The 26,687-nt window shown below is 58.7% G+C and carries 23 protein-coding genes; 14 read left to right on the top strand and 9 right to left on the bottom strand.

The window, feature by feature from the left end:
- The first annotated feature begins 226 nt into the window (after positions 1-226).
- From AC57B1_RS22350 to AC57B1_RS22340, 3 genes are all read left to right on the top strand, one after another.
- Positions 227-886 (top strand): alpha/beta hydrolase, encoded by a 660-nt coding sequence (locus AC57B1_RS22350; RefSeq protein ID WP_496418698.1) that lies wholly within the window; start codon positions 227-229, stop codon positions 884-886.
- Positions 887-1,104: 218 nt separating this feature from the next.
- Positions 1,105-2,157 carry a rod shape-determining protein gene (locus tag AC57B1_RS22345; protein WP_091807970.1) on the top strand — a complete coding sequence of 351 codons (1,053 nt, stop codon included), beginning with the start codon at positions 1,105-1,107 and terminating at the stop codon, positions 2,155-2,157.
- A gap of 278 nt (positions 2,158-2,435) precedes the next feature.
- Complete coding sequence (locus AC57B1_RS22340) at positions 2,436-3,221, top strand: alpha/beta fold hydrolase (RefSeq protein ID WP_496418848.1); 786 nt, start codon at positions 2,436-2,438, stop codon at positions 3,219-3,221.
- An 81-nt stretch (positions 3,222-3,302) separates the two neighbouring features.
- On the opposite strand, the gene AC57B1_RS22335 is transcribed toward AC57B1_RS22340, so the two are convergent.
- Positions 3,303-3,704, bottom strand: a complete 402-nt coding sequence (locus AC57B1_RS22335) for a hypothetical protein (RefSeq protein WP_496418697.1) — start codon at positions 3,702-3,704, stop codon at positions 3,303-3,305.
- Between the two features lie 432 nt (positions 3,705-4,136).
- On the opposite strand from AC57B1_RS22335, the gene gltA reads away from it, so the two are divergent.
- Complete coding sequence (gltA, locus tag AC57B1_RS22330; protein ID WP_091807975.1) at positions 4,137-5,435, top strand: citrate synthase; 1,299 nt, start codon at positions 4,137-4,139, stop codon at positions 5,433-5,435.
- A 220-nt stretch (positions 5,436-5,655) separates the two neighbouring features.
- Complete coding sequence (locus AC57B1_RS22325; protein WP_408346310.1) at positions 5,656-7,929, top strand: amylo-alpha-1,6-glucosidase; 2,274 nt, start codon at positions 5,656-5,658, stop codon at positions 7,927-7,929.
- 365 nt (positions 7,930-8,294) lie between these two features.
- Here the strand turns inward: AC57B1_RS22325 and AC57B1_RS22320 are convergent, their stop codons facing one another.
- Positions 8,295-8,975, bottom strand: coding sequence for a transposase (locus AC57B1_RS22320; protein WP_496418696.1), 681 nt, complete (start codon positions 8,973-8,975; stop codon positions 8,295-8,297).
- An 838-nt stretch (positions 8,976-9,813) separates the two neighbouring features.
- Between AC57B1_RS22320 and AC57B1_RS22315 the strand changes: the two genes are divergently transcribed.
- The 4 genes from AC57B1_RS22315 (at position 9,814) to AC57B1_RS22300 (ending at position 12,398) form a co-directional block, all read left to right on the top strand.
- Positions 9,814-10,254, top strand: a complete 441-nt coding sequence (locus AC57B1_RS22315) for a hypothetical protein (protein WP_496418695.1) — start codon at positions 9,814-9,816, stop codon at positions 10,252-10,254.
- Between the two features lie 57 nt (positions 10,255-10,311).
- The gene (locus AC57B1_RS22310; RefSeq protein WP_496418694.1) at positions 10,312-10,875 is read left to right on the top strand and encodes an HAD domain-containing protein; all 564 of its coding nucleotides are present in this window, start codon (positions 10,312-10,314) and stop codon (positions 10,873-10,875) included.
- Between the two features lie 189 nt (positions 10,876-11,064).
- A complete protein-coding gene (locus tag AC57B1_RS22305; protein ID WP_496418693.1) occupies positions 11,065-11,391 on the top strand; it encodes a hypothetical protein in 327 nt (108 codons plus the stop codon).
- Between the two features lie 500 nt (positions 11,392-11,891).
- Positions 11,892-12,398: a phasin family protein gene (locus AC57B1_RS22300; protein WP_496418692.1), complete on the top strand. Its 507-nt coding sequence runs from the start codon at positions 11,892-11,894 to the stop codon at positions 12,396-12,398.
- Between the two features lie 207 nt (positions 12,399-12,605).
- Here AC57B1_RS22300 and AC57B1_RS22295 read toward each other — a convergent pair whose 3' ends face one another.
- From AC57B1_RS22295 to AC57B1_RS22275, 5 genes are all read right to left on the bottom strand, one after another.
- Positions 12,606-14,597, bottom strand: a complete 1,992-nt coding sequence (locus tag AC57B1_RS22295; protein WP_496418691.1) for an acyl CoA:acetate/3-ketoacid CoA transferase — start codon at positions 14,595-14,597, stop codon at positions 12,606-12,608.
- Between the two features lie 222 nt (positions 14,598-14,819).
- Positions 14,820-15,467, bottom strand: coding sequence for a maleylacetoacetate isomerase (gene maiA / locus AC57B1_RS22290; RefSeq protein ID WP_496418690.1), 648 nt, complete (start codon positions 15,465-15,467; stop codon positions 14,820-14,822).
- Positions 15,464-16,846 carry a fumarylacetoacetase gene (gene fahA / locus AC57B1_RS22285; RefSeq protein WP_496418689.1) on the bottom strand — a complete coding sequence of 461 codons (1,383 nt, stop codon included), beginning with the start codon at positions 16,844-16,846 and terminating at the stop codon, positions 15,464-15,466. Before fahA ends, maiA begins: the two co-directional genes overlap by 4 nt.
- Positions 16,846-18,180, bottom strand: coding sequence for a homogentisate 1,2-dioxygenase (gene hmgA, locus AC57B1_RS22280; RefSeq protein WP_496418847.1), 1,335 nt, complete (start codon positions 18,178-18,180; stop codon positions 16,846-16,848). Before hmgA ends, fahA begins: the two co-directional genes overlap by 1 nt.
- A gap of 147 nt (positions 18,181-18,327) precedes the next feature.
- Positions 18,328-19,284, bottom strand: coding sequence for an MBL fold metallo-hydrolase (locus AC57B1_RS22275; protein WP_106305428.1), 957 nt, complete (start codon positions 19,282-19,284; stop codon positions 18,328-18,330).
- A 260-nt stretch (positions 19,285-19,544) separates the two neighbouring features.
- Between AC57B1_RS22275 and AC57B1_RS22270 the strand changes: the two genes are divergently transcribed.
- Positions 19,545-19,733: a hypothetical protein gene (locus tag AC57B1_RS22270; RefSeq protein ID WP_496418688.1), complete on the top strand. Its 189-nt coding sequence runs from the start codon at positions 19,545-19,547 to the stop codon at positions 19,731-19,733.
- Between the two features lie 272 nt (positions 19,734-20,005).
- Here the strand turns inward: AC57B1_RS22270 and AC57B1_RS22265 are convergent, their stop codons facing one another.
- Complete coding sequence (locus AC57B1_RS22265) at positions 20,006-20,815, bottom strand: IclR family transcriptional regulator (protein ID WP_496418687.1); 810 nt, start codon at positions 20,813-20,815, stop codon at positions 20,006-20,008.
- Positions 20,816-20,925: 110 nt separating this feature from the next.
- Here AC57B1_RS22265 and AC57B1_RS22260 point away from each other — a divergent pair, with 110 nt between their 5' ends.
- From AC57B1_RS22260 to AC57B1_RS22245, 4 genes are all read left to right on the top strand, one after another.
- A complete protein-coding gene (locus AC57B1_RS22260) occupies positions 20,926-21,762 on the top strand; it encodes an IclR family transcriptional regulator (RefSeq protein ID WP_496418686.1) in 837 nt (278 codons plus the stop codon).
- Between the two features lie 371 nt (positions 21,763-22,133).
- Positions 22,134-23,216, top strand: coding sequence for a substrate-binding domain-containing protein (locus AC57B1_RS22255; RefSeq protein WP_496418685.1), 1,083 nt, complete (start codon positions 22,134-22,136; stop codon positions 23,214-23,216).
- A 72-nt stretch (positions 23,217-23,288) separates the two neighbouring features.
- Entirely contained in the window at positions 23,289-23,807 is a 519-nt protein-coding gene (locus AC57B1_RS22250; RefSeq protein WP_496418684.1) for a nuclear transport factor 2 family protein, read from the top strand.
- A gap of 123 nt (positions 23,808-23,930) precedes the next feature.
- On the top strand, positions 23,931-25,067 hold the full coding sequence (locus tag AC57B1_RS22245) for an alkene reductase (RefSeq protein WP_496418683.1): 1,137 nt from the start codon (positions 23,931-23,933) through the stop codon (positions 25,065-25,067).
- Between the two features lie 113 nt (positions 25,068-25,180).
- Here the strand turns inward: AC57B1_RS22245 and AC57B1_RS22240 are convergent, their stop codons facing one another.
- Positions 25,181-26,380 carry an MFS transporter gene (locus AC57B1_RS22240; protein WP_496418682.1) on the bottom strand — a complete coding sequence of 400 codons (1,200 nt, stop codon included), beginning with the start codon at positions 26,378-26,380 and terminating at the stop codon, positions 25,181-25,183.
- Between the last annotated feature and the right edge of the window lie 307 nt (positions 26,381-26,687).

Below are 26,687 nucleotides of genomic sequence, written 5' to 3'. Positions count from 1 at the left end.
CCGCTGGTGCGCTGAATGCTCGCAAAAGCATACCTGCATTCACGTCGGGACGTCGTCGACGCATGCAAGGCGGAGGGCGGAAACAAATCCGGCGGCGTATGCTCGCGGCTGAGGCGGCGTGTGAGCGCGCGGCATGTCGGCGGCGCGTTTTCGCACGTCGATAGCCGCGCCGTGCATCGCGCATGCGGAAATATCCACGACGAATCAACAGAGCAAAGGAAACGATATGACCTGGGAGCAATTCGAACAAGGCTGGCGGCGAGCGCCGGTGACCGCACCTGCCAGGGGGCTGGTGGTGCTGATGCATGGCGTCGGTAGCAATGCTCGCGACCTGATGCCGCTTGCGGACATCTGGAGCGACAGCCTGCCGGACGTGGCGTTCACTTCGCTCGACGGCACCGACGCCTTCGAAGGCGGTTTCGGCGGACGCCAGTGGTTCAGCCTGCGCGACCTCAACGAGGGCAATCGCGAGGCGCGCGTTGCCGCAGCCTATCCGGCACTGCGGCGCATGCTCGAAAGCGAGCTTGCGCACTGGCAGTTACCTTTCGGACGCCTTGCACTGGTCGGTTTCTCGCAAGGGTCGATCATGGCGATGCATCACGTGGCGACGAGTGCGGAAGGGGCGGCCGGCGTGGTCGCGTACTCGGGGCGGCTCGCCTCGGTGATCGTCGCGCAGAACGGCACGCCGCTCACCCTGATCCACGGCGAAGACGACGAAGTGATTCCCGTACGGGAACTCGAATACGCTGCCGACACCTTCAACAACGCCGGCTATACGGTGGACGCCTATGCGCTGCCCGGCATTGGCCACACGATTAACGCCGACGGCGTCGCGCTCGGCCAGGAGGCGCTGGAACACGCGCTGGGCGCTTTGTCGCGCGGCTGACACGGCCCTGATTGAAAAACGGCTCTAAAGAATCCGATCTGCTTGCCGTTAATGGCTCATAAGCATGAAAATCACCCCCGCCGCGCGGACCGCGCAACGCCTGGCAGGATTTCCTCTCAACGGGACTTCCTGCGGGTGTGCCGAACGGCTCGGGTGACCGGGGGCGCATTTTCCAGACTGCCCGGTACGGGCGGATAACGACACATCAGAGCCTTCCTATGGCCAGACCGACGCCGCATTACCCGCTTTTCGATCGCTTGTTCCGTCATTCCGTGACGGTGGACCTCGGCACGGCCAATACCCTGATCTACACCGACGACGGCGGCATTGTGCTGAACCAGCCGTCCGTGGTGTGCTTCCAGAAAGAGGCTTCGGACCGGCCGAAACGCGTCGCGGCCGTGGGCACCCAGGCGCGCCAGCTTCTCGGCCGCGAGCCGGCCAATCTCGAAGCCGTGCGGCCGATGCGCCACGGTGTGATCGCCAACTTTTCCGCGGCAGAGCACATGATCCGGCAATTCGTCGACATGGCGCGCCCGCGGCCGCTGTTCAGCCGCCGCGCCGCGTTCACGCTGTGCGTGCCGGCGGGCGCGACCCAGGTCGAGCGTCGCGCGATCAAGGAGGCGGCCGTGGCGGCCGGCGCGTGGAAGGTGAGTCTGATCGGCGAATCGCTGGCGTCGGCGGTCGGCGCCGGTCTGCCGGTGTCCGAGGCGACCGGTTCGATGGTGGTCGATATCGGCGGAGGCACGACGGAGGTCGGCGTGATCGCGCTCGGCGGCATGGCGTATAGCGGTTCGATTCGCGTGGGCGGCGACAGCTTCGACATGGCGATCGTGAGTTATGTGCGTAATCTATACGGCGTGCTGCTCGGCGAGCAGACCGCTGAACACGTCAAGAAGAACATCGGCTCGGCCGTGCGCGACGTGCCGCGTGAGCATATGAACGCGACCGGGCGCAGCGTCGACGACGGTTTGCCGCGCACGGTTCAACTGAGCAACCACGATATCGCCGATGCGATCGAAGGGCCGCTGCGCCAGGTCATCGGCGCGGTGAAACGCGGGCTCGAAACGGCGCCGGCGGAACTCGTGACCGACATTGCCAATAACGGCATTGTGCTGACAGGCGGCGGTGCGCTGCTCGGCAACCTGAGCCGCCGCCTGACGAGCGAGATCGGCCTCGAGGTGCGCGTCGCCGATGAACCGCTGACATGCGCCGTGCGTGGCGCAGGTACGGCGGCCGCAGCCGGTCTGCTGGACGAACTCGCTTACGAATGATTTCCCGGGTCCCTCGCGGGATCCGTCGCGCGGCCGCTTCGGCATCGCCCCAGTCCATCCGCTGAATCGGGCGGCCACACCGAGCGACCGGCTGTGTGACAATACGCCTCGCATCCCAATTTCAGGGATGCATACGCGTTTCTTCTCCCCATTCCATTTCGAGCCGGCACAGCTTGGTCAGGCGTTGCCGCGCTGTCCGTGAACCAGCCGTGAATCAATCCGTTGCCGTTTCGTCGCCGTCGTCATCGCGTTTCATCGAATTGCGAAGCGGTTTGCGCATGCCTTATGTGGAAGCCGGTGAGGGCGAACTGCTGCTGTTCGTGCATGGCTCGCTGTGCGACTACCGCTATTGGCAACCGCAACTCGCGGGCCTGTCGAAGCACTACCGTTGTGTCGCGGTCAGTCTCACGCACTACTGGCCGGCGGCGGATACGGATTCCGGCTTGCCGTTCAGCTGGAGCGAGCATGCGGACGAAGTGGCTGAATTCATCGATCGACTCGGCGCGGGGCCGGCACATGTGGTGGGGCATTCTCGCGGCGGTTGCGTGGCTTTTCACTTTGCGGGGCGTCATGCCCGGCACGTGCGTACGCTGACGCTCGCCGATCCGGGCGGCCCGTTGCAGATTGCCGGCCGGCCGCCCGCGAGTCTGCCGGAGACGGCCAATACGTTGCGCGCGAAAGCGGCGCAACTGATCGAAAGCGGCGACGTGGAGGCCGGTCTGCAACTGTTTGTCGATTCGGTCAGCCGGCCCGGCTTCTGGGCCATGAGCACACCGGGCTTTCGCAGGATGGCGACCGACAACGCGCATACGCTCGCCCGTCAGTTTCGCGATCCACTGCCTGCGTATGTTCCGGAGGAGGCCGCCGAGGTGCGTTGCCCAGTTCTGCTGATCGACGGCGAAAAAAGTCCCGACATGTTCCGCCGGACCGTGGCCGCGCTGCAAATCTGGTTGCCGGATGCGCGCCGCGAAACCGTGCGCGGCGCGTCGCATGGGATGAACCTCGCGCATCCGGCGGCGTTCAATCGCTACGTCGACGAGTTCATTCGTTCCGTGAGCGTGTAATGCGGCGTAATGCGCGCATGACGAACGCGTAAAGATCGTGCAATGACTGCACGAAGAAGGCAGCGATTCAAACGCCCGATATCACGGCTTGCGATGCGCGTCTTTGTCGAGCGCACGTTCCGCCGCTTCGCCGACGAGGCCGTGGTAGTACAGATGCACGCCGATCGCGAGTGAATCATTGCGAATTTCGTGGAAGGCTTTCCACGCTTTCACGGGGTCCTTGAACAGCAGATAGTGCGCTTCGTCCGAGATCAGATCCGCGACTTCATGCAGACCGTGACCGTGCAACACGTTCACGAGCGTATCGAGGCTGCGGTGCGTGCGCGCGTCGGTACGCGGGTAGAGCATATGCAAGACCGCTACGTCTTGCGTTTTCAGCGCCGCGGACAATGCGACGACGATATCCTGGTGGTTCAGCGCGGAGACGATGTTTTCGTCGCTGTGCACATGATCCGGAAATAGCGTTTCGAGAGATGCGTTCATCGGGTCCTTCCTGTTCTTCTGGCTGATTAAAAAGGCCCGCCATGAAACGGCGGGCCAAAGACAGCGATGTGTTCGCAGGGGAAGCAAAACACGGATTCAGTATCGCAGATGCACCCATGCCTTCGCAGTCCGGCTGCCGCAAAACATTGTTGCAGTAAGTGTTCCAGCTTTCATTTTGCTGGCAGTCCGCAAGCGGGCGCGGCGCGTCGACGCGTGCGACGTTGGTGCGCGTTTCGCGGCAAATTGCAGCGCGTTCCACGGAAAAAAGGCAACGAATGTTGCGTCGGTCGAGATGGATTGTTGCAGTCAATCGTCGCAATTCGGAGCCCTGCGGACTTTAAAATGTGTGCCGGAGCCTGAGCATGCCGAGACGTTCAATGACGACCGGACATGCTGGCACGTGTGCGATGTGAAAGTAAAAGGAACATGTAGATGGACTCGAAGACACACGCAACGCTGAGCTTTTCCGACAGCGACAAGACTATTGATCTGCCGATTTATCAGGGCACGCTTGGACCGGATGTGATCGACATCCGCAAGCTGTACGGCCAGACCGGCAAGTTCACGTACGACCCGGGCTTCATGTCCACGGCGGCATGCAATTCCGCGATCACCTATATCGACGGCGATAAGGGCGAGTTGCTGTATCGCGGGTATCCGATCGACAACCTCGCGCAGAATGCCGACTTCCTCGAAACCTGCTATCTGCTGCTCAAGGGCGAACTGCCGAACGCGCAGCAGAAGGAAGAGTTCGTCAAAACGGTCACGCAGCACACCATGGTGCACGACCAGATGCACTTCTTCTTCCGTGGCTTCCGTCGCGACGCGCACCCGATGGCGATTCTGGTGGCCGCCGTCGGCGCGCTGTCGGCGTTCTATCACGACTCGCTCGACATCAATAACCCGGAGCACCGTGAAATTTCCGCGATCCGCATGATCGCGAAGCTGCCGACGCTGGTGGCCATGGCGTACAAGTACACCGTGGGCCAGCCGTTCGTTTATCCGAAGAACGATCTGTCGTACAGCGCGAATTTCATGCGCATGATGTTCGCCAATCCGGCCGAAGAGTACAAGGTCAACGACGTGCTGGTGCGCGCATTGGACCGTATCCTGATCCTGCACGCGGACCACGAGCAGAATGCATCGACCTCGACCGTGCGTCTGGCCGGTTCGTCGGGTGCGAATCCGTTCGCGTGTATCGCAGCCGGTATCGCGTGTCTGTGGGGCCCGGCGCACGGTGGTGCAAACGAAGCCGCGCTGAACATGCTGGAAGAAATCGGCTCGGTCGACAACATTCCTGAGTTCATCAAGCAGGTGAAGGACAAGAACTCGGGCGTGAAGCTGATGGGCTTCGGTCACCGCGTCTACAAGAACTACGATCCGCGTGCGAAGCTGATGCGCGAAACGTGCCACGAAGTGCTGGAAGAACTGGGCCTGCACGACGACCCGCTGTTCAAGCTGGCCATGGCACTGGAAAAGATCGCACTGGAAGACGAATACTTCGTGTCGCGCAAGCTGTACCCCAACGTCGACTTCTACTCGGGCATCGTGCAGCGCGCGCTGGGCATCCCGACGGCCATGTTCACGTGTATCTTCGCGATGGCGCGTACGGTCGGCTGGATTGCGCAGTGGAACGAAATGATCGCCGATCCTGAACAGAAGATTGGTCGTCCGCGTCAGCTCTTCGTGGGCGAGACGAACCGCGAAGCCACGCCGCTGGCCAAGCGCTAAAGCGTCGCGGCGGCCACCCGCCTGACGCTCGCGCGGCGCTCCCACGAGGAGCGCTGCGCCATTTCCTCTGCACGTCCTGTGCCACTGAAAAAACTGAAACTCCCATGTGATAAGTTCGTCTGACGCGGACAGACCCTCTACAATCGGAAGCGACCGGGCAGCGCCCGTGGCAACCGAATGTGACACTGAACGCAGAAGCGAACCCATAGGAGTGACACTGATGCAGCAGCCAGAAGCCCTCGGCGGTCTTTCGGGCGGAATCGACCACCGCGAACCCGAGCCGGACGGCGTATTCATCCCCACGGAAAACCTCAACGTCGCGAGCGCGACCCAGCACGTGCTGAAGTCGGGCGACACCTTCATTGTCAACGATCCGCTCGGCGATATCACCGGCCATGACGACGGCCTGTTCGTCAACGACACCCGTGTTCTCTCGCAACTGCGCCTCACTTTCGGCGGACGCGCGCCGTCGCTGCTATCGGGCAGCGTCAGCAGCGACAACACCTCGTTCACCGCGCATCTGACCAACCGTCCGCTGCCGCCGCTCGGCGGCGACAGCACGCCCGAAGGCGTGATCCACGTCGAGCGCGTGCGCGTGCTGTCGGGCACCGTGCTCAACGAAGCCATCGAACTCACCAACTACGGCACGAGCGACGCCGTGGTGCCGCTCTCCATCTCATTCGCCAGCGACTTCCGCGACATGTTCGAAGTGCGCGGCCTGAAGCGCGACAAGCAGGGCCGTGTCGAACCGGCGCGCGTCGAAAATCGGGAAGTGCTGCTCGGCTACGTGGGCCTCGACGACGTGGCGCGCAACGTGCAGATCGCCTTTTCGCCGGAGCCGGACAAACTTTTCGCCAACCGTGCGGACTACACCGTCAAGCTGCCGGCGCAGGCGTGCGTGTCGATTTATCTGTCGGTGGCGGTGCAGGTGGTCGCGCGCGCGGACAATCCGGGCGCGGGCGTCTCGCAGCCCACCCATGCGTTGAGCGAAGCGCACCTGTCGCAAATCGACGCGGAGCGTCCGCGCGTCGGCCGCGCTGCCGTGCGCGCCGCGCTCGTCGACGCCCACCTGGTTATGCGTGAGCGCCGCCGCGCCACCGCGCGCGTGCGTTCGAGCAATCCGCTTTTCAATGCATGGATCGACCGCTCGCTCGCCGATCTCGGCCTGCTGACCACGGACCTCGTGACCGGCCCGTATCCGTACGCGGGCATTCCATGGTTCTCGACGCCGTTCGGCCGCGACGCGGTCATTACGTCGCTGCAGACGCTCTGGTTGCAGCCGCAGTTGGCCGCCGGCGTATTGCGTTTTCTGGCCGAACATCAGGCGCGTGAGAACTCGCCGTTTCGCGACGCCGCGCCCGGCAAGATCATGCATGAGATGCGCAAAGGCGAAATGGCCGCCACCGGTGAAGTGCCGTTCGCGCTCTACTACGGGGGCGTCGACACCACGCCGTTGTTCATCGTGCTGGCCGGCGCCTATGCGGCGCGCACCGGCGACGTCGCGTTGATCGACGAATTGTGGCCGGCGCTCGAGCGCGCGGCGCAGTGGGTCGCGGGCGTGTGCGACAAGAACCGGTACGGCCTGCTGGATTATCAGCGCGAGTCGGATGGCGGTCTGGCGAATCAAGGCTGGAAGGACAGCCACGATTCTGTCTTTCATGCCGACGGCCGTTTCCCCGACGGCCCGATCGCGCTCGTCGAGGTGCAGGCGTATGCGAGCGCCGCCTTCGACGTGATGGCGCGCTTCGCAAAGGCGCGCGGACTGCACGATGCGGCGGAGCGTTACGGCGAGCGGGCGAAGAAGATCCGTCAGTGCGTCGAAGAAAAGTACTGGATGGAAGAGGCCGGTTTCTACGGCATTGCGCTCGATGGCCACGGCGAGCTGTGCCGTGTAATGGCCTCGAATGCCGGCCATCTGCTGGCCTTCGGTTTGCCGTCGCGGCAGCGCGGTGAATCGGTGGTGCGCGCGCTCGACTCCACGTTGTTCCATACCGGCTGGGGCGTGCGCACGCTGGCGGCGAGCCAGGCGCGCTTCAATCCCATGGCGTATCACAACGGCTCGGTCTGGCCGCACGACAACGCGCTGTGCGCGCGCGGCCTGTCACGGTACGGCGGCAAGGCAGCGGCGGTACGGCTGCTGCAGGCGCTGTTCCAGGCCGCGGTCAACTTCGACATGCGTTTGCCTGAGCTTTTCTGCGGCTTCCCACGGCGGCGCGGCGAGCCGCCCACCGCCTATCCGGTCGCCTGTCTGCCGCAAGCGTGGGCGGCGGGTTCGCCGTTCATGATGCTCGAAGCGTGTCTTGGTATCACGATCGACGCCGAGCGCCGCGAAGTGCTGATCGAACAGCCGATGCTGCCCGAAGGCATCGACTGGCTCGAAGTGAGCGACATGCGGGTAGGCGATGCTTCGGTGTCGATCACGTTCCGCCGGATTGGCGAGAAGGTGGTGGCGTCAGCGGAGCAGGGTGACGTGCGGGTGGTGGCGTTGCTTTGAGTGTGGGTTCGGCGTGGGTTGGGCGTGAGTTGAGCGCTGGTAGCTCGCAATCGATAGTTGTCCCGCGCACGCTCCCTAACTGACTGAATGCGTTGAAATTGTAAAAATTGCAGGGCGTGTCGTTCGCAATCAATTCTGGCTTACGGCGCGTTGGTCGAAAGTTTGCAGTTGCAAACGAAAGCTGTCCCGAAAATCGCTATCAATGTTGTCCTAATGCGATGCTCGGACCGAGGTGTGGTTTCGGTTGCAGCACTCAGCCCTGTTTTTATATATAGCGACAGAAAAAAAAGACCGCCCAATTGGGCGGTCTGCAGAAAAGTCGGGCCGATGCCGGTCAGGGCATCAGGCTTCTACTTCGATTGGCGTTATGCCGCGTTGGCGACAGTAAAACTTCGTTTTCTCATTTCGAGAACGGTTGCGACGAGTTTGTGCCATTTGCCAGACCGTCGATAGTCTCGATAGAGTGAACTCACCGCCGAAAGTGTTCCATGTTTTGAATTCACCGAGGTCCAACCGACACCCGTTCCGAGCTTTTCCAAGATTGCGCTGACAAACGCGCGCGTTTGTTCGCCGCTTCGACATTGTGGACCAGTTGGAAACAGGTATGCGACACAGGCCCATTCATCATCGGAAAGCCCCCAGCCGGCAGGGCCCTCAATAACGTCAGAGTCGACGAGTATCGGGTTGAGGCGCTCCCCCGGTGCCGGCTCTCTGAGTCGGAAGTGTTGCGGTTGCCGGCCGGCCCAGTCAAAAGGTGCTTCGAGTGGAGAGCATCTTCCAATGTTTAAACTCGACACAAAGAACTTGCGGCCTCTTAGACAACCTTTTACCGAGATGTCTATCTTGGCTGTCGGCAACTTGATTCCAACGACTCCGTAAGTAGCGCTGGTGTAAACGGAGTCGAATGCAACTCGGGCTGTGGGAAAACAGTAAAGCCAGCGAAGTCGCTCAAGGCCTGTGTCGCCAACCGGGACATGTTGTCTAAGCTTTCGAGGGAGAATTGCAACAGTTGTTGAACCATTCGCGTAGACGATGAATCGGCTCATGAATCAACTGCTCCCATTGTTGCTGATGCCAGCGGCGTTTGCGGTCATTGGCTTCACGCTAGGGCGCTTGATTCGTGGCTGCAGGCCGAAGCGTGATGCTCGATATCCGCGTCTCGCGATGAGTTCGATTTAGCTGCGGGATGCACATAACTCGGCGTTGTCACAGCATACCAGGATGAGGTGCGCGTTTGAAAGCATTGACTTCTGTTGTCTGGAAGTCGTCGTTGCGCGTGGCCTGGACGTGACGGAACTAGGCCATCCCGCCGCGGGTGTCATGCTCGCAGGATTGGCATCAATGGGCGCTTCAGCCGACGAAATCACCACTGCGCAACTGCTTGCAGAATCGGTGCACGAAACGAGCCCCCGGCTGCCGGGCGTTACTGTTGGGGAAGCTTGCAAGGTGGCTAAAAGCGTGGATAGGAAAACTATCAGGTTACTGTTATAGGCTCGGTGCATCAAAACTTTTGCAGCAGTTGAGGACCGTCTTCGGACCCTGTTCAACGGTCAACTACCGTTGCGTCATATCGATGGCTAATCGGTTACAAGCGGAGGCGGTGTGCGTCGAAGGAACGTGACCATAGTGGTCGAGGCAACGTTGACGTCAAAAGGATGCCTCATCTCTGCTGCGGATATGAAAGCCGCCCTCGGTGTAGGACCCAATACGCAACTGAAGTGGCACGTGCTGCTGCAGGGCGGCGTGATTGTTCGGGCAGAGGACTTGTCAATCTTGAGCTTGGCAGGCTCCGTGAAGGCAAGCAGGCATGTAGCCATTGAAGACATGTGCCCATAGCGCTGGCTTGCCGACGGAGTGCAATTTTGGACGGGGCACACCAACGGGATGGCGGTATTCGTGCTGCGAGTGACGGTTGAGTTGTGGCCAGGTGGTCGAGAATCCGGCAAGCGCGTGATTGCTACTGCTGACATTGCGCGTATCGCGGATGGGGCTTTTGCTGATTATCAAGCGCGCCTTTCTGAGGACGGCCTCAGAAGGGTGGAAACAGGACGTGTGCAGGCGCATCCGCGCTGGTCCACAACCACTTGGGACTTGGTCGCGCGCAGCATTTCGGCAGCGCTTGGTGGCAACGCTGACGAACTACCGTCGCGTTCTGTGCTACCCGAGGTCCCAGTGCACACCACGCGTGGCGGCACGAGATACGGCAGGCTTCGCGAGATTCCCGAGCCTGCTCGAACGCATTTCTTTCACCGCATCGAATATCGCACGCGACCACTGATTGACGAAGACCCAGACCCAAAAGACTGTGCTTATTTGCACGACTGACTGTACTTTGTGTGTGGCTAGTTGTTTTCTGGCCTGTCGGTCGAGGGCGTCTGCGGCATGAAGCGTTACAAACAGAGCCAGGCTGAGTCGGGACGTTTATCTATGACCGAAATTGACACCGCAAAGATGAATTCCGAAGCACCGACGTTGTACCTGGGATTCAGCAATGTTCTGCATCACGGCGAAGCTTTTTTCGACATGCATGGAGAAGTCACACTGGAGTCTGTCGGGAAGCCGTTTGGCGACACACATCATCTGTTAGACGCGCTCGCGCCGTATCCAAATTCGCAGATAGTGCTGACGACAAGCTGGTCATGGTGGCTTGGCGACGCGGATGTTATCGCGTTATTGCCCCGAGCTCTTGGAACGAGGGTCGCTGGTACTACGCGTGAGTTTCCGCCTCAAGTTGAAGAAGCTGTGACCGGATGCGGCTTTGTCGGGTCAATCATTCGCCACGCGACTGCTAACCTCTTAACGCGATGGCTTGCGATTGGGAGCGATTTCCACGGCGTGCCAAGTTACCTCATGTCGCGCTTTTTAACCTTGTCAGCAAGTGGGCTTGGGGCCAGCCACAATCGAGAAGCCTTGCGTGCGTCGCTGGAGTCGACCTTCAAGGAATGAGTCGACTAACAATCGTCGAGAGAGGACGCGAGTATTAAACCGGAAACCCATATACAAATCGCTGTCGAAGGTGAACTCATTCGAAGTCGGATTGTGGCTGCCGTAGGCACCGCCCTCGCATTGCCCCCTTCCTGCCGGCAAGCGCAAATCCTTCATTGACATTGCCACGCGAGTCATCGGACTTTTCAAATGAGCACTCCCGTACCTGACGATTTTCCTCGAGATGTGGCGCCGGCTTCTCTTTCTGGCGCTCAGCCGAAACTTGCTGTCAGGATGATTGACGACAAGTTTGTCGTAGGTCTGACTGATGAAGAGCGAGCCGAGCGCTGGACGTTGTGCAAAGACCTTGCACATCAACTTGTTCCCAAAGCCTTAAAAGATGCCGCTAAATACCCGCAGCATTCGAATGACGAGACGCTCGGAAGGATGCGCGTGCAATTGAAGGCAAGGCGAAGCAAACTGGTTGATGGCAAGGCTGCGAGGCTTCCTAGGCTGGTAACTGATGATGGCATTTGAAGGAGCACGCCACGGTAAACCGCACTCGACGACTAGCAATCGGAGTAGCGCTCAGTGAAGAGGGTTTCGCGGTACGGCAACTTTTACTCGTGAACTCGTCGGCTAACCGTCGTTCGGCGGCAGTGGGAGAGCCGGCGGAGCCATGCTGGCAAGGTGGTCGGCTGCCGGGGCGAAACGGTTCAAAAGCGGGAATTGTCGCTGACGGCGGCGTGAGTTCAGTGCTTTTCATGCATCTCCATAAGCGCAAGTATGTGAGACATCTTCACCAAGAATGCTGCAACGCAGCATGAATATGAAACGCCATTAGGCCGATGCAACCCTGCTGTCCCTAGCCGTCCTGCTGTGGCATATCTGATGGCAGGTAGAAGGGTAAAGAGCGGGCGACGATGGACAGAAATAAGAAATTGACTTCATCAAAATTGCGGCTATTATGAAGCCAATTGCTGCGATGCAGCATGTGAATGGGGCGACATCCGGCCCTATCTTTTTTGGAGTCGATTATGACCACCCTCATCCCCGAACAATCGATTGCAGCAACCAAAGCAAGCGTCGACACAGCTTTCGGTCTGGCAAGCAAGGTTTTTCAAGGATTCGAAAAGCTCGTCGAACTCAATGCGCAGACGGTCAGGACGACGCTTGCCGAGGCGCAAGGACTCGCTGCCAAGTCCCTCACTAGCAAGGCGCCGCAAGCAGTGTTTGCAGTTGAGGACGACCAGCTACGCGCCGGTTTTCAGAAAACTCAGGCCTATTGGACGCACGTAAAGGACATTGTGTCGAGCATCCAGGCTGAATTCGCCGCGGTGGGCAAAGCGGTCATTAAACAACCGTCATTTGACGCGAAGGCGTGGTTCGAAAACATGTCGAAAAATGCATTGCCGGGCAGCGACGCATTTCTGGCCGTCTGGAAGTCGGGTCTGGCCGCGGCGAACCAGTCTGCTAGTGCGGCGTATGCAACTGCCACGAAGGCGACTACAGAGACTGTCAAAACCGCGGTCAGCGAAGCGTAGTACTCGCTCGCGCCTGAAGACCTTAACACGGGCGCGGAAAAGTCTGCGAATGGGCGAGACAATGAAGCTCCACGTCAAGTAGCAGGGGAAGGAGTTCCGGTATTTGGACGGGACTCCTCAACGAAGCGGCGAATAGCATCCTGCGTGTGCGAAGTCTTAGCGCATAAGCCTGGCGGTCCAGACACCAGAAGAAACGGCTGGCAGAAGTTAACGCGACGCGTACGCCGTAACCTCTTCGGGAGTTTCGTAGATATACGTTGCGACATTGCGACGTTGCAGCGCATCACCTAGTTTCATCCGGAGAAAGCTGCTCGTGGTGTATCGGGTCACATCCGAGTAAAAGCGGGAAACGAGCCCGGTCACCATATCCGAATAGGCGTCGATAACCTCTGGAGCTATCGAAAAGTTGTCGTAGTTCACGATAGCGTGAGGTCTTACCGTGAGCCCGGACAACGCCAGTTCAACCTCAGCGCGAATGGCTTCCACGTCCTCTTCAGTCGCGACCTTGTGCCCTTCGAAGTTGATGAAGAACATATTCTTGTCCGCGTCGAAGCTGAAGCGCTCACGAAGTCTCAATCGCAGAAGCACGCTTCGCAGTCCCATCGGCTTGCTTTCGAAAATACGCGCGTCCATGAGGCGCGGCGGCGACTTGATGATTGGCGCGAAGCCCATCTGTGAAATGATGTCCCTCTGCAAGTCGACTCCTGGCGCAATTTCGACAAGTTCGAGGCCACCCGGGCCCAGAGCAAAGACACACCGTTCTGTGATGTACAGGACGGGCTGGCGGCGCTCATTCGCGTAGCGACCGCCGAACGTGCGGTGCTCCACTTCGTCCACGAACTTCCGACAGACGCTGTCCCGAAGAATTGTCAACCGGCCGTCTTTGATACTCACATCGAGGTTGCCGGCGTTAAACGTGCCGAGAAAGACCACCTTCTTCGCGCTTTGAGAAATATTGATGAAGCCGCCTGCACCTGCCAGCTTCGGGCCAAACTTGCTCACATTAATGTTGCCTTCGCGGTCAACCTGAGCCAGTCCGAGGAATGCAATGTCCAAGCCGCCGCCGTCATAGAAGTCGAACTGGTACGGCTGGTCAATGATGGCGTCAGTATTGGTCGCGGCACCAAAATTCAGTCCACCCGCAGGTATCCCGCCGATGACGCCAGGTTCCGTCGTCATCGTGAAAAGGTCGCACACCTTCTCCTCGTTGGCGACACTCGCTATGCCCTCGGGCATCCCAATTCCAAGATTCACCACGCTGTTAGCCATCAGCTCGAACGAGGCTCGTCGCGCTATGACTTTCCGCTCCGTCAACGACATTGGGGCAATGGAGCCAGCCGAAACGCGAAGCTCGCTTGCGAAGCCTGCACTGTACGGTTCGGCAAAGGTCTGCCAGTGATTTTCGGACTTCGCGACGACGACACAGTCGACCAGAATGCCGGGTATCTTGACCTGTCGAGGATTCAACGTGCCGGACTCTGCAATTCGCTCTACCTGAACTATCACGATGCCGCCGGAGTTACGTGCAGCCATAGCGATTGACAGCGACTCGAGGGTGAGCGCTTCCTTCTCCATCGTTACGTTCCCGTTTGCGTCGGCCGTGGTGCCGCGCACGATAGCGACATCGATGGGGAATGTCTTGTACAGAAGGCAGTCAGCGCCATTGACAGATATGAGGCTGACCAAATCATCTGTCGTTTTGTCGTTAAGCTTGCCGCCACCGTTTCGGGGGTCTACGAATGTACCGAGCCCGACTGTCGACAGGTGGCCAGGTCGATGCGCCGCGATGTCTCGGAACAGTTGTGAAATTACACCCTGCGGAAGGTTGTAGGCTTCGATGTGGCCTTGGACAGCCAGGCGTTGGAGCTTCGGCACAAGCCCCCAATGGCCACCGATTACTCGCCGAACAAGTCCTTCGTGAGCTAGGTGATTCAGGCCTCTGCCGGCGCCATCGCCCTGACCACCCGCATAAACGAGCGTTAGGTCTCGAGCCACATCCGTGCCGTTCTGGCCTGAGTCGAGAAACAGCTGCTCCAGCGCGACTGCAACTTCCTCTGCGAAGCCTATGCCAACAAACCCACCGGTTGCGACGGTGTTGCCGGGACGAATTAGCCTGACGGCCTCTTGTGCACTGACGATTTTGCCGCGCGCGACGCTGCTTGTCGCCGCGGGAAACGGATGTTGAAAGCCTGCGCTCATGATGTCTCCAAACTGCACCATGGAGCGCGCGGCTCCGGCGCTATCTATTAGTTAGGACTTGCTGAACTTTAACCACGCGCTTTTGTCTGCTTTTTGTTGTTGAATCTAGTACGTGTGGTCTGTGTCTAGGCAGACCGAGGCCCACACGCCCATGACCGAATTCTGCCTGATTGGTGGGCTGTGGGTTGACCCCGCGCCCGCAAAAAACGTCGCGACACCAGCTCAGCCTTCCGCATCCGGTTGGTTTGCGGGTTCCGCATGTTTGAATGCGCTTAAAGCCATCGCATTGTTGGCAATGCGATTCAGCGTCGGATAGGAATCCAATGGTATGTCGAATCGTCGTGCGTTCCAGATTTGCGGAACCAAACAAATGTCGGCGACTGTCGGCGTGTCGCCGAACGCGAAGTCTCCAACGCGCTTTTCGGCCGCGAGGCGAGCCTCCAAAGAGCCGAAGCCGATGTCAATCCAATGCCTGTACCACTGTGACTTCTGCTCGTCCGATATACCGAAGTTATTCTTCAGGTATTTAAGGACGCGCAGGTTATCAACCGGGTGGATTTCGCATGCGACCTGTAGGGCAATCGAGCGTACATAAGCACGGTCCGCAGCGCTCCTGGGAAGGAGCGGTGGTTCGGGGTGTACTTCATCAAGATATTCAATTATTGCCAGAGACTGCGTTAGAACTTCGGGTCCTTCCTCAAGAGCAGGGACGATACCGTCGGGGTTCACCTGGCGGTATTCCGGCGCGAGCTGTTGACCGCCATCTTTCAAAAGATGGACGGCTTCATACTGAAACTCTAGTTCCTTTAAAGCAAGCGCAATACGAACTCGATAAGATGCCGAGCTGCGAAAGTAGCTATACAGCTTCATTCGCTATCCTCCGAGCTTGGGACCTCAAGCGCGGGCAAGACGGTGCCGACACATGAACCGAACCCGACCCGATAGCCGTCGCCTTGGCACCAGCCAATCAGAGTCAATTCGTCGCCATCCTCGATAAAGTCACGTGTTTCACCGTTATCTAGCTTGAGCGGTGATTGTCCGTTCCAGGTCAACTCGAGCAAGCTTCCGAATGTCCCAATTTTGTCATCGGGCGATTCAGATTTTGGTCCACTGATAGTCCCGGAACCAAGCAGGTCACCGACACGAGTGTTGCAGCCTGCGGAAGTGTGGTGCACCAGCTGCTGCGCCATCGACCAATACATATACTTGAAGTTGGTCTTGGCGATAGTCGTTGGCGACGTAGCGGACTTCGGCTTCAGCTGTACCTCAAGATGCAGGTCGACTCCAGCGCGCGTAGCTCCGCGGAGGTAAGACAGAGGCTTCGGCACTTGCGGGGGTTGTTCAATTCGGAACGGTTCCAGTGCTTCCATGGTGACCACCCACGGAGAAATGGTTGTCGCGAATCCTTTCGAATTGAACGGTCCAAGCGGTTGGTACTCCCACTGCTGGATGTCGCGCGCGCTCCAGTCGTTAAGAAGGACCATACCGAAGATATGACCGTCGGCGTCGCTTGCACTGATAGTCGAGCCGAGCGCATTGCCCACGCCGACGAAAAAGCCTGTTTCGAGTTCAATGTCGAGCTTACGACAGGGTCCAAAAGTGGGACGTTCAGCGTTCGGCTCCTTGCGTTGGCCGTTCGGTCGACGAATGGGCGTACCACTGACGACCACAGAAGACGCTCGCCCGTTATACCCGATAGGAATCTCGAGCCAGTTCGGCATCAACGCGTTTTTCGGGTCGCGGAACATCGCGCCGACATTCGTCGCATGTTCGCGGGATGAGTAGAAATCCGTGTAACCGGGTATGTCGAAAGGAAGATGCATAGTCGCGTCGCGCTGGCGCACGAAGGCCCGCTCCCGCAATTCAGGATTATCCCGCAGTGTCGATGTGTCTTGGGACAATAGTGCGGATAGCTGAATTCGGGTGCTGGTCCACACTGCCTTTCCTAAGGCTACGAAATCATTGAGGCGCGCCTGTCGAAAGACGCTCTTGGGCTGACCGGCATCGTCGGTGACAACATATGGCACGGCAATCAGTCCTGCGGCCTCGATGACCGACAGGTCGAGAATCAGGTCTCCAATTGAAACGCCGACCCGGCCTGCGCTTGACTTGCCATCCGAGAATACGCCGAAGGGCAGGTTCTGAATGGGGAAGTCTGTGCTGGCGAAATTCGCCGACTCGACCCAGCTTTTGAGGTCTGAGCTAATTGTTCGACGCAGCATCAGGGCATCTTCTGTGTTGGCAGGCATCACTTAACGTCCGGGTTAAAGTTGTTTCCAAGGCCCTGCCAGCACTCAAAATACTGTGCCTGCAACTGCGAGGTTTCCAGAGCGAACTGAGTTGGCTTGATGAGATTGCGCGTCTCAAACATGAAAGCCATGGTCGAATCGACCTTCATTGGCTGCGACGTGTCAGACACCGATGCCTTTTCAAACGTGCCAGCGTCGGGACCATGTCCCGACATACAGTTATGAAGGCTGGCGCCACCCGGCACAAAGCCTTCGGCTTTGGCATCGTACTCGCCATGAATCAGCCCCATGAACTCGCTAGCGAAATTCCGATGGAACCAGGGCGGGCGGAAGGTGTCTTCGGCGGCAAGCCACCGAGGCGGGAAGATGACGAAATCGATAGTGTCAACGCCGGGCGTATCACTCGGTGAGTGCAGCACCAGAAAGATTGACGGGTCCGGATGGTCGAAGCTTATCGAGCCAATGGTGTTGAAACGTCGAAGGTCGTATTTGTACGGCGCGTAGTTGCCATGCCAGGCGACTACGTCCAGAGGCGAGTGACCTATGTCTGCGCGCCAGAGATGGCCGTTAAGTTTTGCCACGAGTTCAAAATCGCCTTCACGAACTTCATACGCCGCGTGTGGTGTCAGGAAGTCGCGCGGGTTGGCAAGACCGTTCGAACCGATAGGTCCGAGGTCAGGAAGGCGGAGCAGGGCCCCAAAGTTTTCGCAGATGTATCCGCGCGCTTCACCGTCTGGCAACTCGACGCGAAAGCGGACGCCACGCGGAATGACAGCGATTTCTTGCGGCTCGATGTCAAGAAGGCCGAGTTCTGTCGCAATGCTGAGTCGACCTTCTTGCGGAACAATCAGCAGTTCTCCGTCCGCGCTGTAGAAGAACCGGTCCGTCATGGAACGGTTCGTTGCGTACATATGGATAGCACATCCCGACATTGCATCCGCCGACCCGTTGCCTGCCATCGTGACGAGACCGTCAACGAAATCTGTCGGCGTGTCCGGCATCGGGAGCGGGTCCCAGCGCAACTGATTGGGAGGAGTCGGTGGTACGCGCGAGAAGTCGCTGACCAGTCTGCTGCTCTCCAGCGGCGTGAATGGCATGTGAACCGCGGCCGGTCGCACGCGATACAACCATGAACGACGGTTGTGGGAGCGAGGGGCAGTGAAGGCCGTGCCCGAGAGCTGTTCTGCATACAGGCCGTAGGGCGCACGCTGGGGCGAATTTCGACCAACGGGAAGCGCATCGGGGAGCGCCTCGGTGGCGAACTCGCTGGCAAATCCCGACTGATAGCCATCCGGATGGGCTGAGAATGCAGACGCGGACGATGCGCGTTGCAATGCAGTGTTGCAGAACGTGCCGCCCTGAACGGGTTCACGGCGGCTTGATGTGTCTCGGGTCGGCTGTTGCACTTTAATGTCTCCAGGTTGGACTGGTCGTTGCAGCCTGCGTGTTCCTGATGCTCGCAGGCTGGCGCGTGAGGGCGGTCAACCCTCGAGGGTTTCCCACATTTCCTTGTCGCGCTGAGCAGTCCAGATACGCGGGTCCGGGTACTGCGTTGCTTCGTCGTGTGCCCGTGTGACGTCGAATGGCATACAGTGGTCGAAGATGACCCAGTCGCCGAACTTCGGCTTCAGCGTGGCGTAGGTTTCTTTGTAAATGGCGTTCAGGTCTTTGCCTTCGCTGGCGCCAGACTTGACCTTACTGTAGAGCTCGCTGACGAAAGCGCGGGTTCCAGCCAGCCCGTCGGCCACTTCCTGCGGCGTCTTGAGAGCAGCGCCGCGGCCGGGGACAAGCTTTTCGGGTTTCAACGCGGCGATAGCATCAAGCGTGGCAGGCCAATCCTGGAAATACGCGTCGCCCGCATACGGCGTTGCGCCGTACTCGACCAAGTCGCCGGAAAGCAATGTCTTTTCCTGCGGCAGCCAGACTACGGTATCGCCCTTGGTATGCCCGCGACCAAGCTGCAGGATTTGGACTTCGAGCTTGCCCATCCAGAGCGTCATTTTTTTCTGGAAAGTAAGGGTCGGCCACGTGAGGCCCGGCACTGATTCAACCGCATTGAAGAGACGTGGGAAGCGCTCAATCTCGCTCTTCATATCCTGCTCGCCGCGTTCGACGATGAGGTCGTAGGTGTCCTGGCTTGCGATTATTTGCTCGGCGTTGTAGGCCGACGCACCGAGCACGCGGACCGCATGATAGTGGGTCAGCAGAACGTACTTGATGGGCTTGTCGGTGACTTCGCGGATGCGGCGAATGACGTCCTGAGCCATCACCGGTGTTGCTTGCGTATCAGCGACAAGCACAGCGTCGTCACCGATGATGATGCCGGTATTGGGGTCGCCCTCAGCGGTGTAGGCGTATGCATGTTCCGAAAGTTGTTCGAACGTAACTTTCTTTTCCTCAACGTCCGCGTGGGAAGCAAACTTCTTTTCTGTCGCCATGGCGAAAGACCTCTAATTCGATGGGTAAAAGGGGACTGAGCAAGCCCGCGACCAACGCCGCTGTGTCCGGGTGTTAGAAATTATACATAAGCAGATGAATTCGCATATAGACAAAATCCCGTAGATGGCTTCGTCAAACGAGAAATCTGCAAGGGAGCAGTTTGCGGGTCGTACAAGATTTTCTCTATGAGAATTTGCTTGCAGATAGCGAATTTTTGGGTGAGCCCAAGGGGCGCGTACGAACGTAACGCAGTGGGCCCGTGAGAGAGGTTGGGGTGTGCGTCGACACGTTGCAGGGCAATCAGGCCCGCTACGTGGACGGTTCCACACTTCAAACACTGCGTTGGCACAGGTTCGAGGCACCCTGGCCGCAGAAGGCCGACCTCGTGCGCGAAGCGGGCGGCAGCGTCAACCCTGAACGGGGCGGCGCATTGTCAGCTACCGTGTGAGCCGGTCGACTTCTTCACGACGCGGCCGGCGGCACGCCTCGACATGGTGCCGTGATTTCCCCCCGCTATTACGCGGAGGAACCTGGAGGTTGAGAAGGCAGACGGTCGATAGTGACCCGTCATTGCGATGGTTGGGCAGTTGAGATGACGTATCGAACCTCGCGCCTGCTTTCCGGAGGTGACGGTATTCGAGGAAGGAGACTGTCCGAGGCATGCAGGGGAGCGGGCGACAACGAATCAGTTCGTCGCCTGCTTGCCCACCGGCGCTCACGTCAGGCTTCGCTGGAATGCATCGTCTTGTACCCCAACCGATATGAGAGGTCGGTGGTCGTCTGACGCAGGGTTCCCGCGAGTTCGCCATCCCAGCGCGTGTCGAAGGTACCGGCCGGACCCACAAGGGTGATTGCGAGCGCAATCGTGCCATTGAACATGAAGACGGGTGCTGCGATTGCGTTCACGCCCGGCAGCGGATGACCCGCTGTCCGGGTCATTCCTTCTTCGCGAATTTGCTCGTATTCCTTGAACAGCCGAATCTTGTCCGCCGACTTGAGGTCTGTGGCGCCACTGAGCCGGATACCTTCATCATCAAGTGCCTTGCGCACAAGCGGTTCGGGCATATACGCACCGAAGAGCCGCCCGGTTGCCGTATTGACAAGCGACATGATTGTGCCGACGCGCAAAGTGAGGTGAAGCGGATAGGAGGGGTCTTCCTGTCGGACGACGACGGGACCGTTGGGTCCCCAGGTTGTCAGAAAGACGCTCTGTCCGGTCCTCGAGGCGAGTGCCAGTACGTCTGCCTCGGCCTCACGAAGCGGGTTCAACCGTTGCAAACCGTAAAGCCCCAGCCGCAAAGCGAGCGGGCCTGGTGCATAGTCGCCGGACGGTTCGACGCGTTGCACCAGTTCTAGCTTGATGAGGCTCACAAGGTACGGAAAGAGCTTGGCCGGAGACATGCCCGTCACCCGGGCAATTTCCTTGAGCGGCATGGGGGCGTCGGAGTAGGTGAGCGCGGACAAAATTTCACTGCCGACTTCGACTGATTGAATACCACGCTGCGCTTTTTCGGTGCTATCGGTGTCCATGCGACTATCTCGGTGGGTTGTGTACCCTTGAAATCAGGCTTCCGTCTCGTTGAACCCGGATGCCGGTAAAATCAAGAAATCACATTCACATTCGTGCGGCAGAGGATTGCATGGTAACGAAGCAACCGGCAAAAGAACAGCCTTCGGAAGGCCAGGAGACGAATGCACGCAAGGAACAGCGGGGCATTCAGAGCATGGAGGTCGGTGGTCGATTCCTTCAGTATCTTGCAGACGCTGGCGAACCCGTGACGCTGGCACAACTGAGCGCCCGAAGTGGCATACCTCCAAACCAGGTTTTTACCTACATGGTCAGCCTGTTGCGTACCGGTCTCGTCAAACGGGACCCCGTTACCTCGCGCTTCGAGCCGGGGCCGCTCTCATTGCGGTTGGGGCTGCACGCACTCCGGATGGTGCCCGATGTGCGCAATGCGATGCAGCCGTCGAGCGACCTCGCGACGCGTGTTGGACAGAGTGTGCTTCTCGCCGCATGGGGCGACCGCGGCCCGACCATTCTCCAAAGTATCGAGCCTGCTGCGTCTTTGCATGCCGGTGTTCACGTGGGCACGGTCATGTCTCTTGCGCATTCCACGACCGGCCGTGTATTTGCCGCGTACAAGAAAACCCCTCTCATCAAGGAATTGGTGAAGGCGGACATTGGCGCACAGACACCTGAGGGCGAGCGCCTCACTCTCGAGCAGTTCGATGGCATTCTGGCCGACATCCGGAAGCGCGGCCTTGCACGTGGCGAGGGAATGCCAATTCCAGGCATCAACAGCATCAGTGCCCCCGTTTTCGACGGCACTGGAGAAATTGTTCTTGTTCTCACGCTCTTCGGTGTGGCTGGAGCTTTTGACGTTGCGTGGAAGGGTGAGCTTGCTACGAATCTGCTTGAAACCACCAAACTATTGACAGAGCAGAACGCCGGCCGCGTCGCTTCAGCCGGATAAGGTCAAACCGACTGCCGGACATCAGGCGCAACTACCTGAAGTGCTCCCCATCTGGTTGAGGCATGCTGTGCCTCGACCTGCCATTCCTGACAAAAGCACGTGACCGGCAGGTCGGTGTTATCCCTCATCCGTCCGTCCGCCGTATTGCATAAATCACCCTTCGTTATGCCCGGTGCGCACCTCGTGGCGCACCTTGGCGCATTTGTCTGACCCGCCACAGGTCGTCTTTTGGGTGTCCGCGTGGCGTAAAGAGGCAATCGAATATGGCGCGCGCGGTCGTGAAAGCACGTCATCCCACTCCTATAGTCGCCACATGTGTGCAGAGACGGCGTTGGTCAATAGGCGACCAACTCTAAAAAGGAGAGGAGACGATGAAAGCGTATTTCAGGTATTCCACGATTCTTGGTGGTTTATTACTGGCGGCCACCAGTTCCGCCGCAATGGCAGCCGAATCCGTATCGGTACAACGCCAAGGCGATATTACGACCATGTGTGGTACCAAACCGATGGTCGTAGGCCTTTCGGATGGCTACGGTGGTAACACTTGGAGAAAGACCGCCATTGCGGAACTGCAGGATGAGGTAGGTCGCTGCAAGAACCTGAAACGTTTCATCTACATGAACGCGAACGGAGACCAGCAGAAAGCGAACTCCGACATCAACAGTATGGTCGCGCAGGGTGTGAATGTTCTCATCGTGTACCCGGACTTCGGAGCCGCGCAGCTTCCAGCGATGCGAGCTGCAACACGGGCTGGCGTCACGGTCATCCCCTACATGGCTCAGGTTCCGGGCACCCCGGGCAAGGATTACGCGGCGAACGTGAGCGCCGACCTCCTGCGCATTGGCGGGGCGTGGGCGGACTGGTTTGGCACGAATCTGAAGAAGGGCAATGTCGTCTTCCTCGGGGGCATCCCGGGAGCGCCGGCATCGCAGACCTTTCTCGAAGGCTTCAAAACACATCTGGCTAAATATCCCGAGCTGAAGCTGGTCCAGAATGACTTTGTTGTGACGAACTGGAACCCTATTGACGCGCCTAAAGCTGTCGAGGGGGTGATTGCCAAGTATCAGCATATCGATGGTGTGGCGGCTGACTATGGGGTGACCGCACTTGCGACCGTCAAGACCTTCCAGCAGGCGCATCTGCCTATTCCAGCCATCGCGACTGGCTCGAGCAACAATGAGCTGAGTTGCAAGTACGTAACGATGAAAGACGCTGGCAAACCTTTCCCTTACTACTCGCTTGATGGCATGACTTCCGTCATCAGGTTTGCCGCGCGGCGAGGCGTAGCGATGTATCAGGGAACGACAGACAACGAGCCTCTCCAGGTCTTCCCATACATATACGCGGATAGCGGCGCCGGCGTTGCGCCAAAGTGCGATGCCTCGGCGCCCCCCGATGCGGACTTCTCGTCGGTGCTGGCCGTCGACAAGCTAAAAGCTGTTTTCAAGCAATAACCACACGTCGTTCACCGTATGAATCGTGTGGTAGGTAATTTGTAGTGCTTATTGAAACGTCGGAAAACTCTCTTGTGTGAGGAAATGATGGGACAGGAATTCAGTCTGGAAGAACGTGTCAAGCGCATCGAAGACATCGAAGCCATTAAACAACTGAAGGCGACGTACGCGCGTCATCTCGACGACGGATACAACCCGGAGGGAATCGCATCGCTCTTTGTTGAGGACGGTCTCTGGGTCATCAAGGGCGTCGGTGGTGAGGCAAAGGGCCGAGACGGTATCAAGCAGCATTGCCGGAATCTCAAGGAAGGCATCGCCTGGGGGCAGCACAACATCTCATCACCGGTTGTCACACTTAGCGCCGACGGCAAGCGTGCAGAAGCGACTTTCTATCTGGTCTGCCTGCTTACGATGGCCGCGTCGCCCACGAAGGCGGAACAGGAAGCCTTTGTGCTCGCAGGCAAGTACAGCGACAAGCTCGTGAAGGTTGGCGACCAGTGGCTCTTCGAGGAGATTACCGGAACGATTGACCAGTCGTCGCCCTGGACGGAAGGGTGGGTCAAGTCGCCTTTCGTCAAGGAATCCTGGTGATTGCACCGTAGAGGCATTTCGACGGTGCGCTGCGCGGTTCGCCATGAGAGACATCATTGCACGTCACTCGCTTGCCGGTTCGCGTAGCGTTTTCTTTACCGCAAAGTATCCGATGAGACAGTGATGAGCAAGCTACTGCAAAGCTACGATTTGAACGGTACCTTACTGGCGAACCGTGTCCTGATGGCACCGATGACGAGGTCGCGCGCACGTGACACTGTTCCAGATGCCAGCACCGCCCTGTACTATCGCCAACGCGCTGGGGCTGGTTTGATAGTTACCGAAGGGTCCCAGATTTCAATTGAAGGAACTGGCTACCTTTTCACGCCCGGCATCCACACCCCCGAGCAAATCAAGGGATGGCAGGAAGTGACCAAGGGTGTGCACGAGGAGGGCGGCAAGATTTTCATCCAGGTCTGGCACGTCGGCCGGATTTCTCACGTGAGTTTGCAGGAAAACGGTACCGCGCCCCTGTCCTCGGTAGGGGTTCCCGCGAAAGGTTACACGTGCTTCGCATACGATGAAGCTGGTCAGCCGGGAGCGGTCCCGGTGAGCACGCCTCGGGCGATGACCAAAGAAGACATTGCGCGTGTCACCTCGGACTTCGTCACGGCGGCGAAGAATTCGATGGAAGCCGGATTCGATGGAATCGAAATTCATGGCGCCAATGGATATATCTTTGAACAGTTTATCAGTGCAAGTTGCAACACCCGTACTGACGACTACGGCGGAAGCACGCTGAATCGCCTGCGCTTCGTCCTTGACGCGGTCGACGCAATGTCTGAGGCTATCGGGAGCAATCGGGTGGGCATAAGGTTAGCGCCGTATGGGCGTCTTCACGGCATGCACAGCTTTGACGATGAGGAGAACACCTGGCTCACCCTGGCAGAGAAGCTCAGCGAGAGAAACCTGGCATATGTCCACCTCAGCGACCAGGAGTCGCTGTGCAACATTGACCCAACTGTGGCTGCGATTCCGCAAGATTTTCTCGGGAGGTTCCGCGACGCTTACAAGGGCACGCTGGTGATAACCGGTTCACTTACCCAAGAAACTGCGGAACAACTTGTAAATTCCGGTATTGCCGACCTGGCAGGGTTTGGTCGTCCGTTTATTTCGAATCCGGACTTGGTCGAACGCTTCAGGAATGCGTGGCCGCTTACGCCGTTCGACTACGCGGTCTTTTATGGTGGAGGCGACGAGGGATACATTGACTACCCCTCCTACCAGGAAAGCATGGACAACGAAATGCAAACCGGCTGAAAAGGCTGCGAGCAGCAATAAAGGTCGGATACTCGCCAGTCGGGTATCCGACCTTTTTTCTTGCGCTGCAGCTAGCGAGTGGGCGCGAGAACCGGGCGGTGGGTCTCCATCGTTCAGCGCGCGCCGATATCAGTGGTTCGGACCAGCCGAGAGCTCTGCCGTGATAACAGCACTGAAAAGGTCAGTGCAAGTATGAGAAGACCGGTTGCCGAGAAAAGAAAAACGGGCTGAGCAGAAAACCGGTCGAGGAACCATGCTGCACAGAGAACTCCAAGCGACTGGCCGAAGAATAGAAAACACGAGAAGAGCGACACTGCTGTTCCGCGGGCACCGGGTGCCATCTGAGTGGCGTGGGTTTGAAGCGTGTTGTGCAGCGCGTAAAAGCCAAAGCCGGCAAGTAGACAGGCGGGGATAGCGAACGGCCAATCGCTTAGCGAGGCGAGCCCGCCATAGGAGACCGTGAGACATGCACCGCCTAGCCGCGCCAGGTTGGCTTCGCCGAGCCGCCGAACGAGCAAGCGGGCACAACGGCTGTAAAGCAGGCCGCCAACTCCATACAGGGCCACTATGCCACCGGCCTTCGACATCGGAATATTGAAAGCCGTATGGAGGTGGCTCGGGATGAACGAAAGGGTACTGAACGCGAGCGCGCCTTCGATGAAGGTTACCAGGAGAATCGTTCGAGCCCACGGAATCGAAAGGACCTCAACGGCGCGATGACCGAACCCTTTTCCGGTACTCGTGCTGTTAGCGGGCCTGCCGCCGTTCTCCCGTAACACCAAGAGGCCTGCCAAGAGGGAAATCGCTGCCAGTGAAGCGAAAGATACGCGCCAGTTGAATGTGTCTGCCACCAATCCACCCAACCACTGGCCGGCAATCATGCCAAATACCGTTGCGCCAAGCAGCCGCGCAAGGACTTCCTGGCGTCGGTCGTACGGCACCATGTCCCCAATCCATGCCATCGTAAGAGGAACGATTCCGGCCGCCGCGGCGCCGGAAAGTACGCGCGCGACAACTAGCTGGTCCAACTGGAGGGAGATTGCTGCCCCAACATTGCCGATAGTGCAGGCCAATGTGGCGAGCGCGATGACGCGGACTTTGCCAAATCGGTCACCCAAAGGGCCAAAGAACAACTGCATAACGCCATAAGCGAGCGCAAATGCCGAAATTGTCTGCGCCGCACCACCCGTCGTTACGTCAAAAGATGACTGAAACGATGGCAGCAAGGAATCGCACACCCTCATTGATGCCATGCTTGTGAAGCAACACGTGCTCAAGAGCCATAAGACTCGCGGTGACAGCCTACTTTCCATGCTCGAACGTCCTGCATTGTGTTCAGAAGTGCGGAAGTCGCGCCGATAGAGCGCACGGGCAAATCGTCGGCGCTTGCCTGGTCAGACATCCTTTTGACCGGTGTCGCTTCCGGTCTATAAATTATACATAAGCGATTCAATGCGCGTATAGCAAATACGACCAATCCCGGAAACCGGAGGCCTTCAGCATATTTGCCGTCGCAGATGCAACGAGGGCTCAGCGCTGCCGCTGGTTCGTGCCCCTTTACTTTCGAATAGCCATATCTTTGGCGCACAGGGGCCATTGATTATGTCGTGGCCAGTCGCG

Source organism: Paraburkholderia sp. BGA-UO-ETr-F21 (assembly GCF_059567925.1).
This window is presented reverse-complemented; position numbering and strand designations above follow the sequence as displayed.

Bases quoted from the DNA above. Each gene is read 5' to 3' on its own strand.
- AC57B1_RS22350 (WP_496418698.1), top strand. From the start codon at position 227: ATGACCTGGGAGCAATTCGAACAAGGCTGGCGGCGAGCGCCGGTGACC.
- AC57B1_RS22345 (WP_091807970.1), top strand. From the start codon at position 1,105: ATGGCCAGACCGACGCCGCATTACCCGCTTTTCGATCGCTTGTTCCGT.
- AC57B1_RS22340 (WP_496418848.1), top strand. From the start codon at position 2,436: ATGCCTTATGTGGAAGCCGGTGAGGGCGAACTGCTGCTGTTCGTGCAT.
- AC57B1_RS22335 (WP_496418697.1), bottom strand. From the start codon at position 3,704: ATGAACGCATCTCTCGAAACGCTATTTCCGGATCATGTGCACAGCGAC.
- gltA (WP_091807975.1), top strand. From the start codon at position 4,137: ATGGACTCGAAGACACACGCAACGCTGAGCTTTTCCGACAGCGACAAG.
- AC57B1_RS22325 (WP_408346310.1), top strand. From the start codon at position 5,656: ATGCAGCAGCCAGAAGCCCTCGGCGGTCTTTCGGGCGGAATCGACCAC.
- AC57B1_RS22320 (WP_496418696.1), bottom strand. From the start codon at position 8,975: ATGAGCCGATTCATCGTCTACGCGAATGGTTCAACAACTGTTGCAATT.
- AC57B1_RS22315 (WP_496418695.1), top strand. From the start codon at position 9,814: ATGGCGGTATTCGTGCTGCGAGTGACGGTTGAGTTGTGGCCAGGTGGT.
- AC57B1_RS22310 (WP_496418694.1), top strand. From the start codon at position 10,312: ATGAAGCGTTACAAACAGAGCCAGGCTGAGTCGGGACGTTTATCTATG.
- AC57B1_RS22305 (WP_496418693.1), top strand. From the start codon at position 11,065: ATGAGCACTCCCGTACCTGACGATTTTCCTCGAGATGTGGCGCCGGCT.
- AC57B1_RS22300 (WP_496418692.1), top strand. From the start codon at position 11,892: ATGACCACCCTCATCCCCGAACAATCGATTGCAGCAACCAAAGCAAGC.
- AC57B1_RS22295 (WP_496418691.1), bottom strand. From the start codon at position 14,597: ATGAGCGCAGGCTTTCAACATCCGTTTCCCGCGGCGACAAGCAGCGTC.
- maiA (WP_496418690.1), bottom strand. From the start codon at position 15,467: ATGAAGCTGTATAGCTACTTTCGCAGCTCGGCATCTTATCGAGTTCGT.
- fahA (WP_496418689.1), bottom strand. From the start codon at position 16,846: ATGCCTGCCAACACAGAAGATGCCCTGATGCTGCGTCGAACAATTAGC.
- AC57B1_RS22275 (WP_106305428.1), bottom strand. From the start codon at position 19,284: ATGGCGACAGAAAAGAAGTTTGCTTCCCACGCGGACGTTGAGGAAAAG.
- AC57B1_RS22265 (WP_496418687.1), bottom strand. From the start codon at position 20,815: ATGGACACCGATAGCACCGAAAAAGCGCAGCGTGGTATTCAATCAGTC.
- AC57B1_RS22260 (WP_496418686.1), top strand. From the start codon at position 20,926: ATGGTAACGAAGCAACCGGCAAAAGAACAGCCTTCGGAAGGCCAGGAG.
- AC57B1_RS22255 (WP_496418685.1), top strand. From the start codon at position 22,134: ATGAAAGCGTATTTCAGGTATTCCACGATTCTTGGTGGTTTATTACTG.
- AC57B1_RS22245 (WP_496418683.1), top strand. From the start codon at position 23,931: ATGAGCAAGCTACTGCAAAGCTACGATTTGAACGGTACCTTACTGGCG.
- AC57B1_RS22240 (WP_496418682.1), bottom strand. From the start codon at position 26,380: ATGGAAAGTAGGCTGTCACCGCGAGTCTTATGGCTCTTGAGCACGTGT.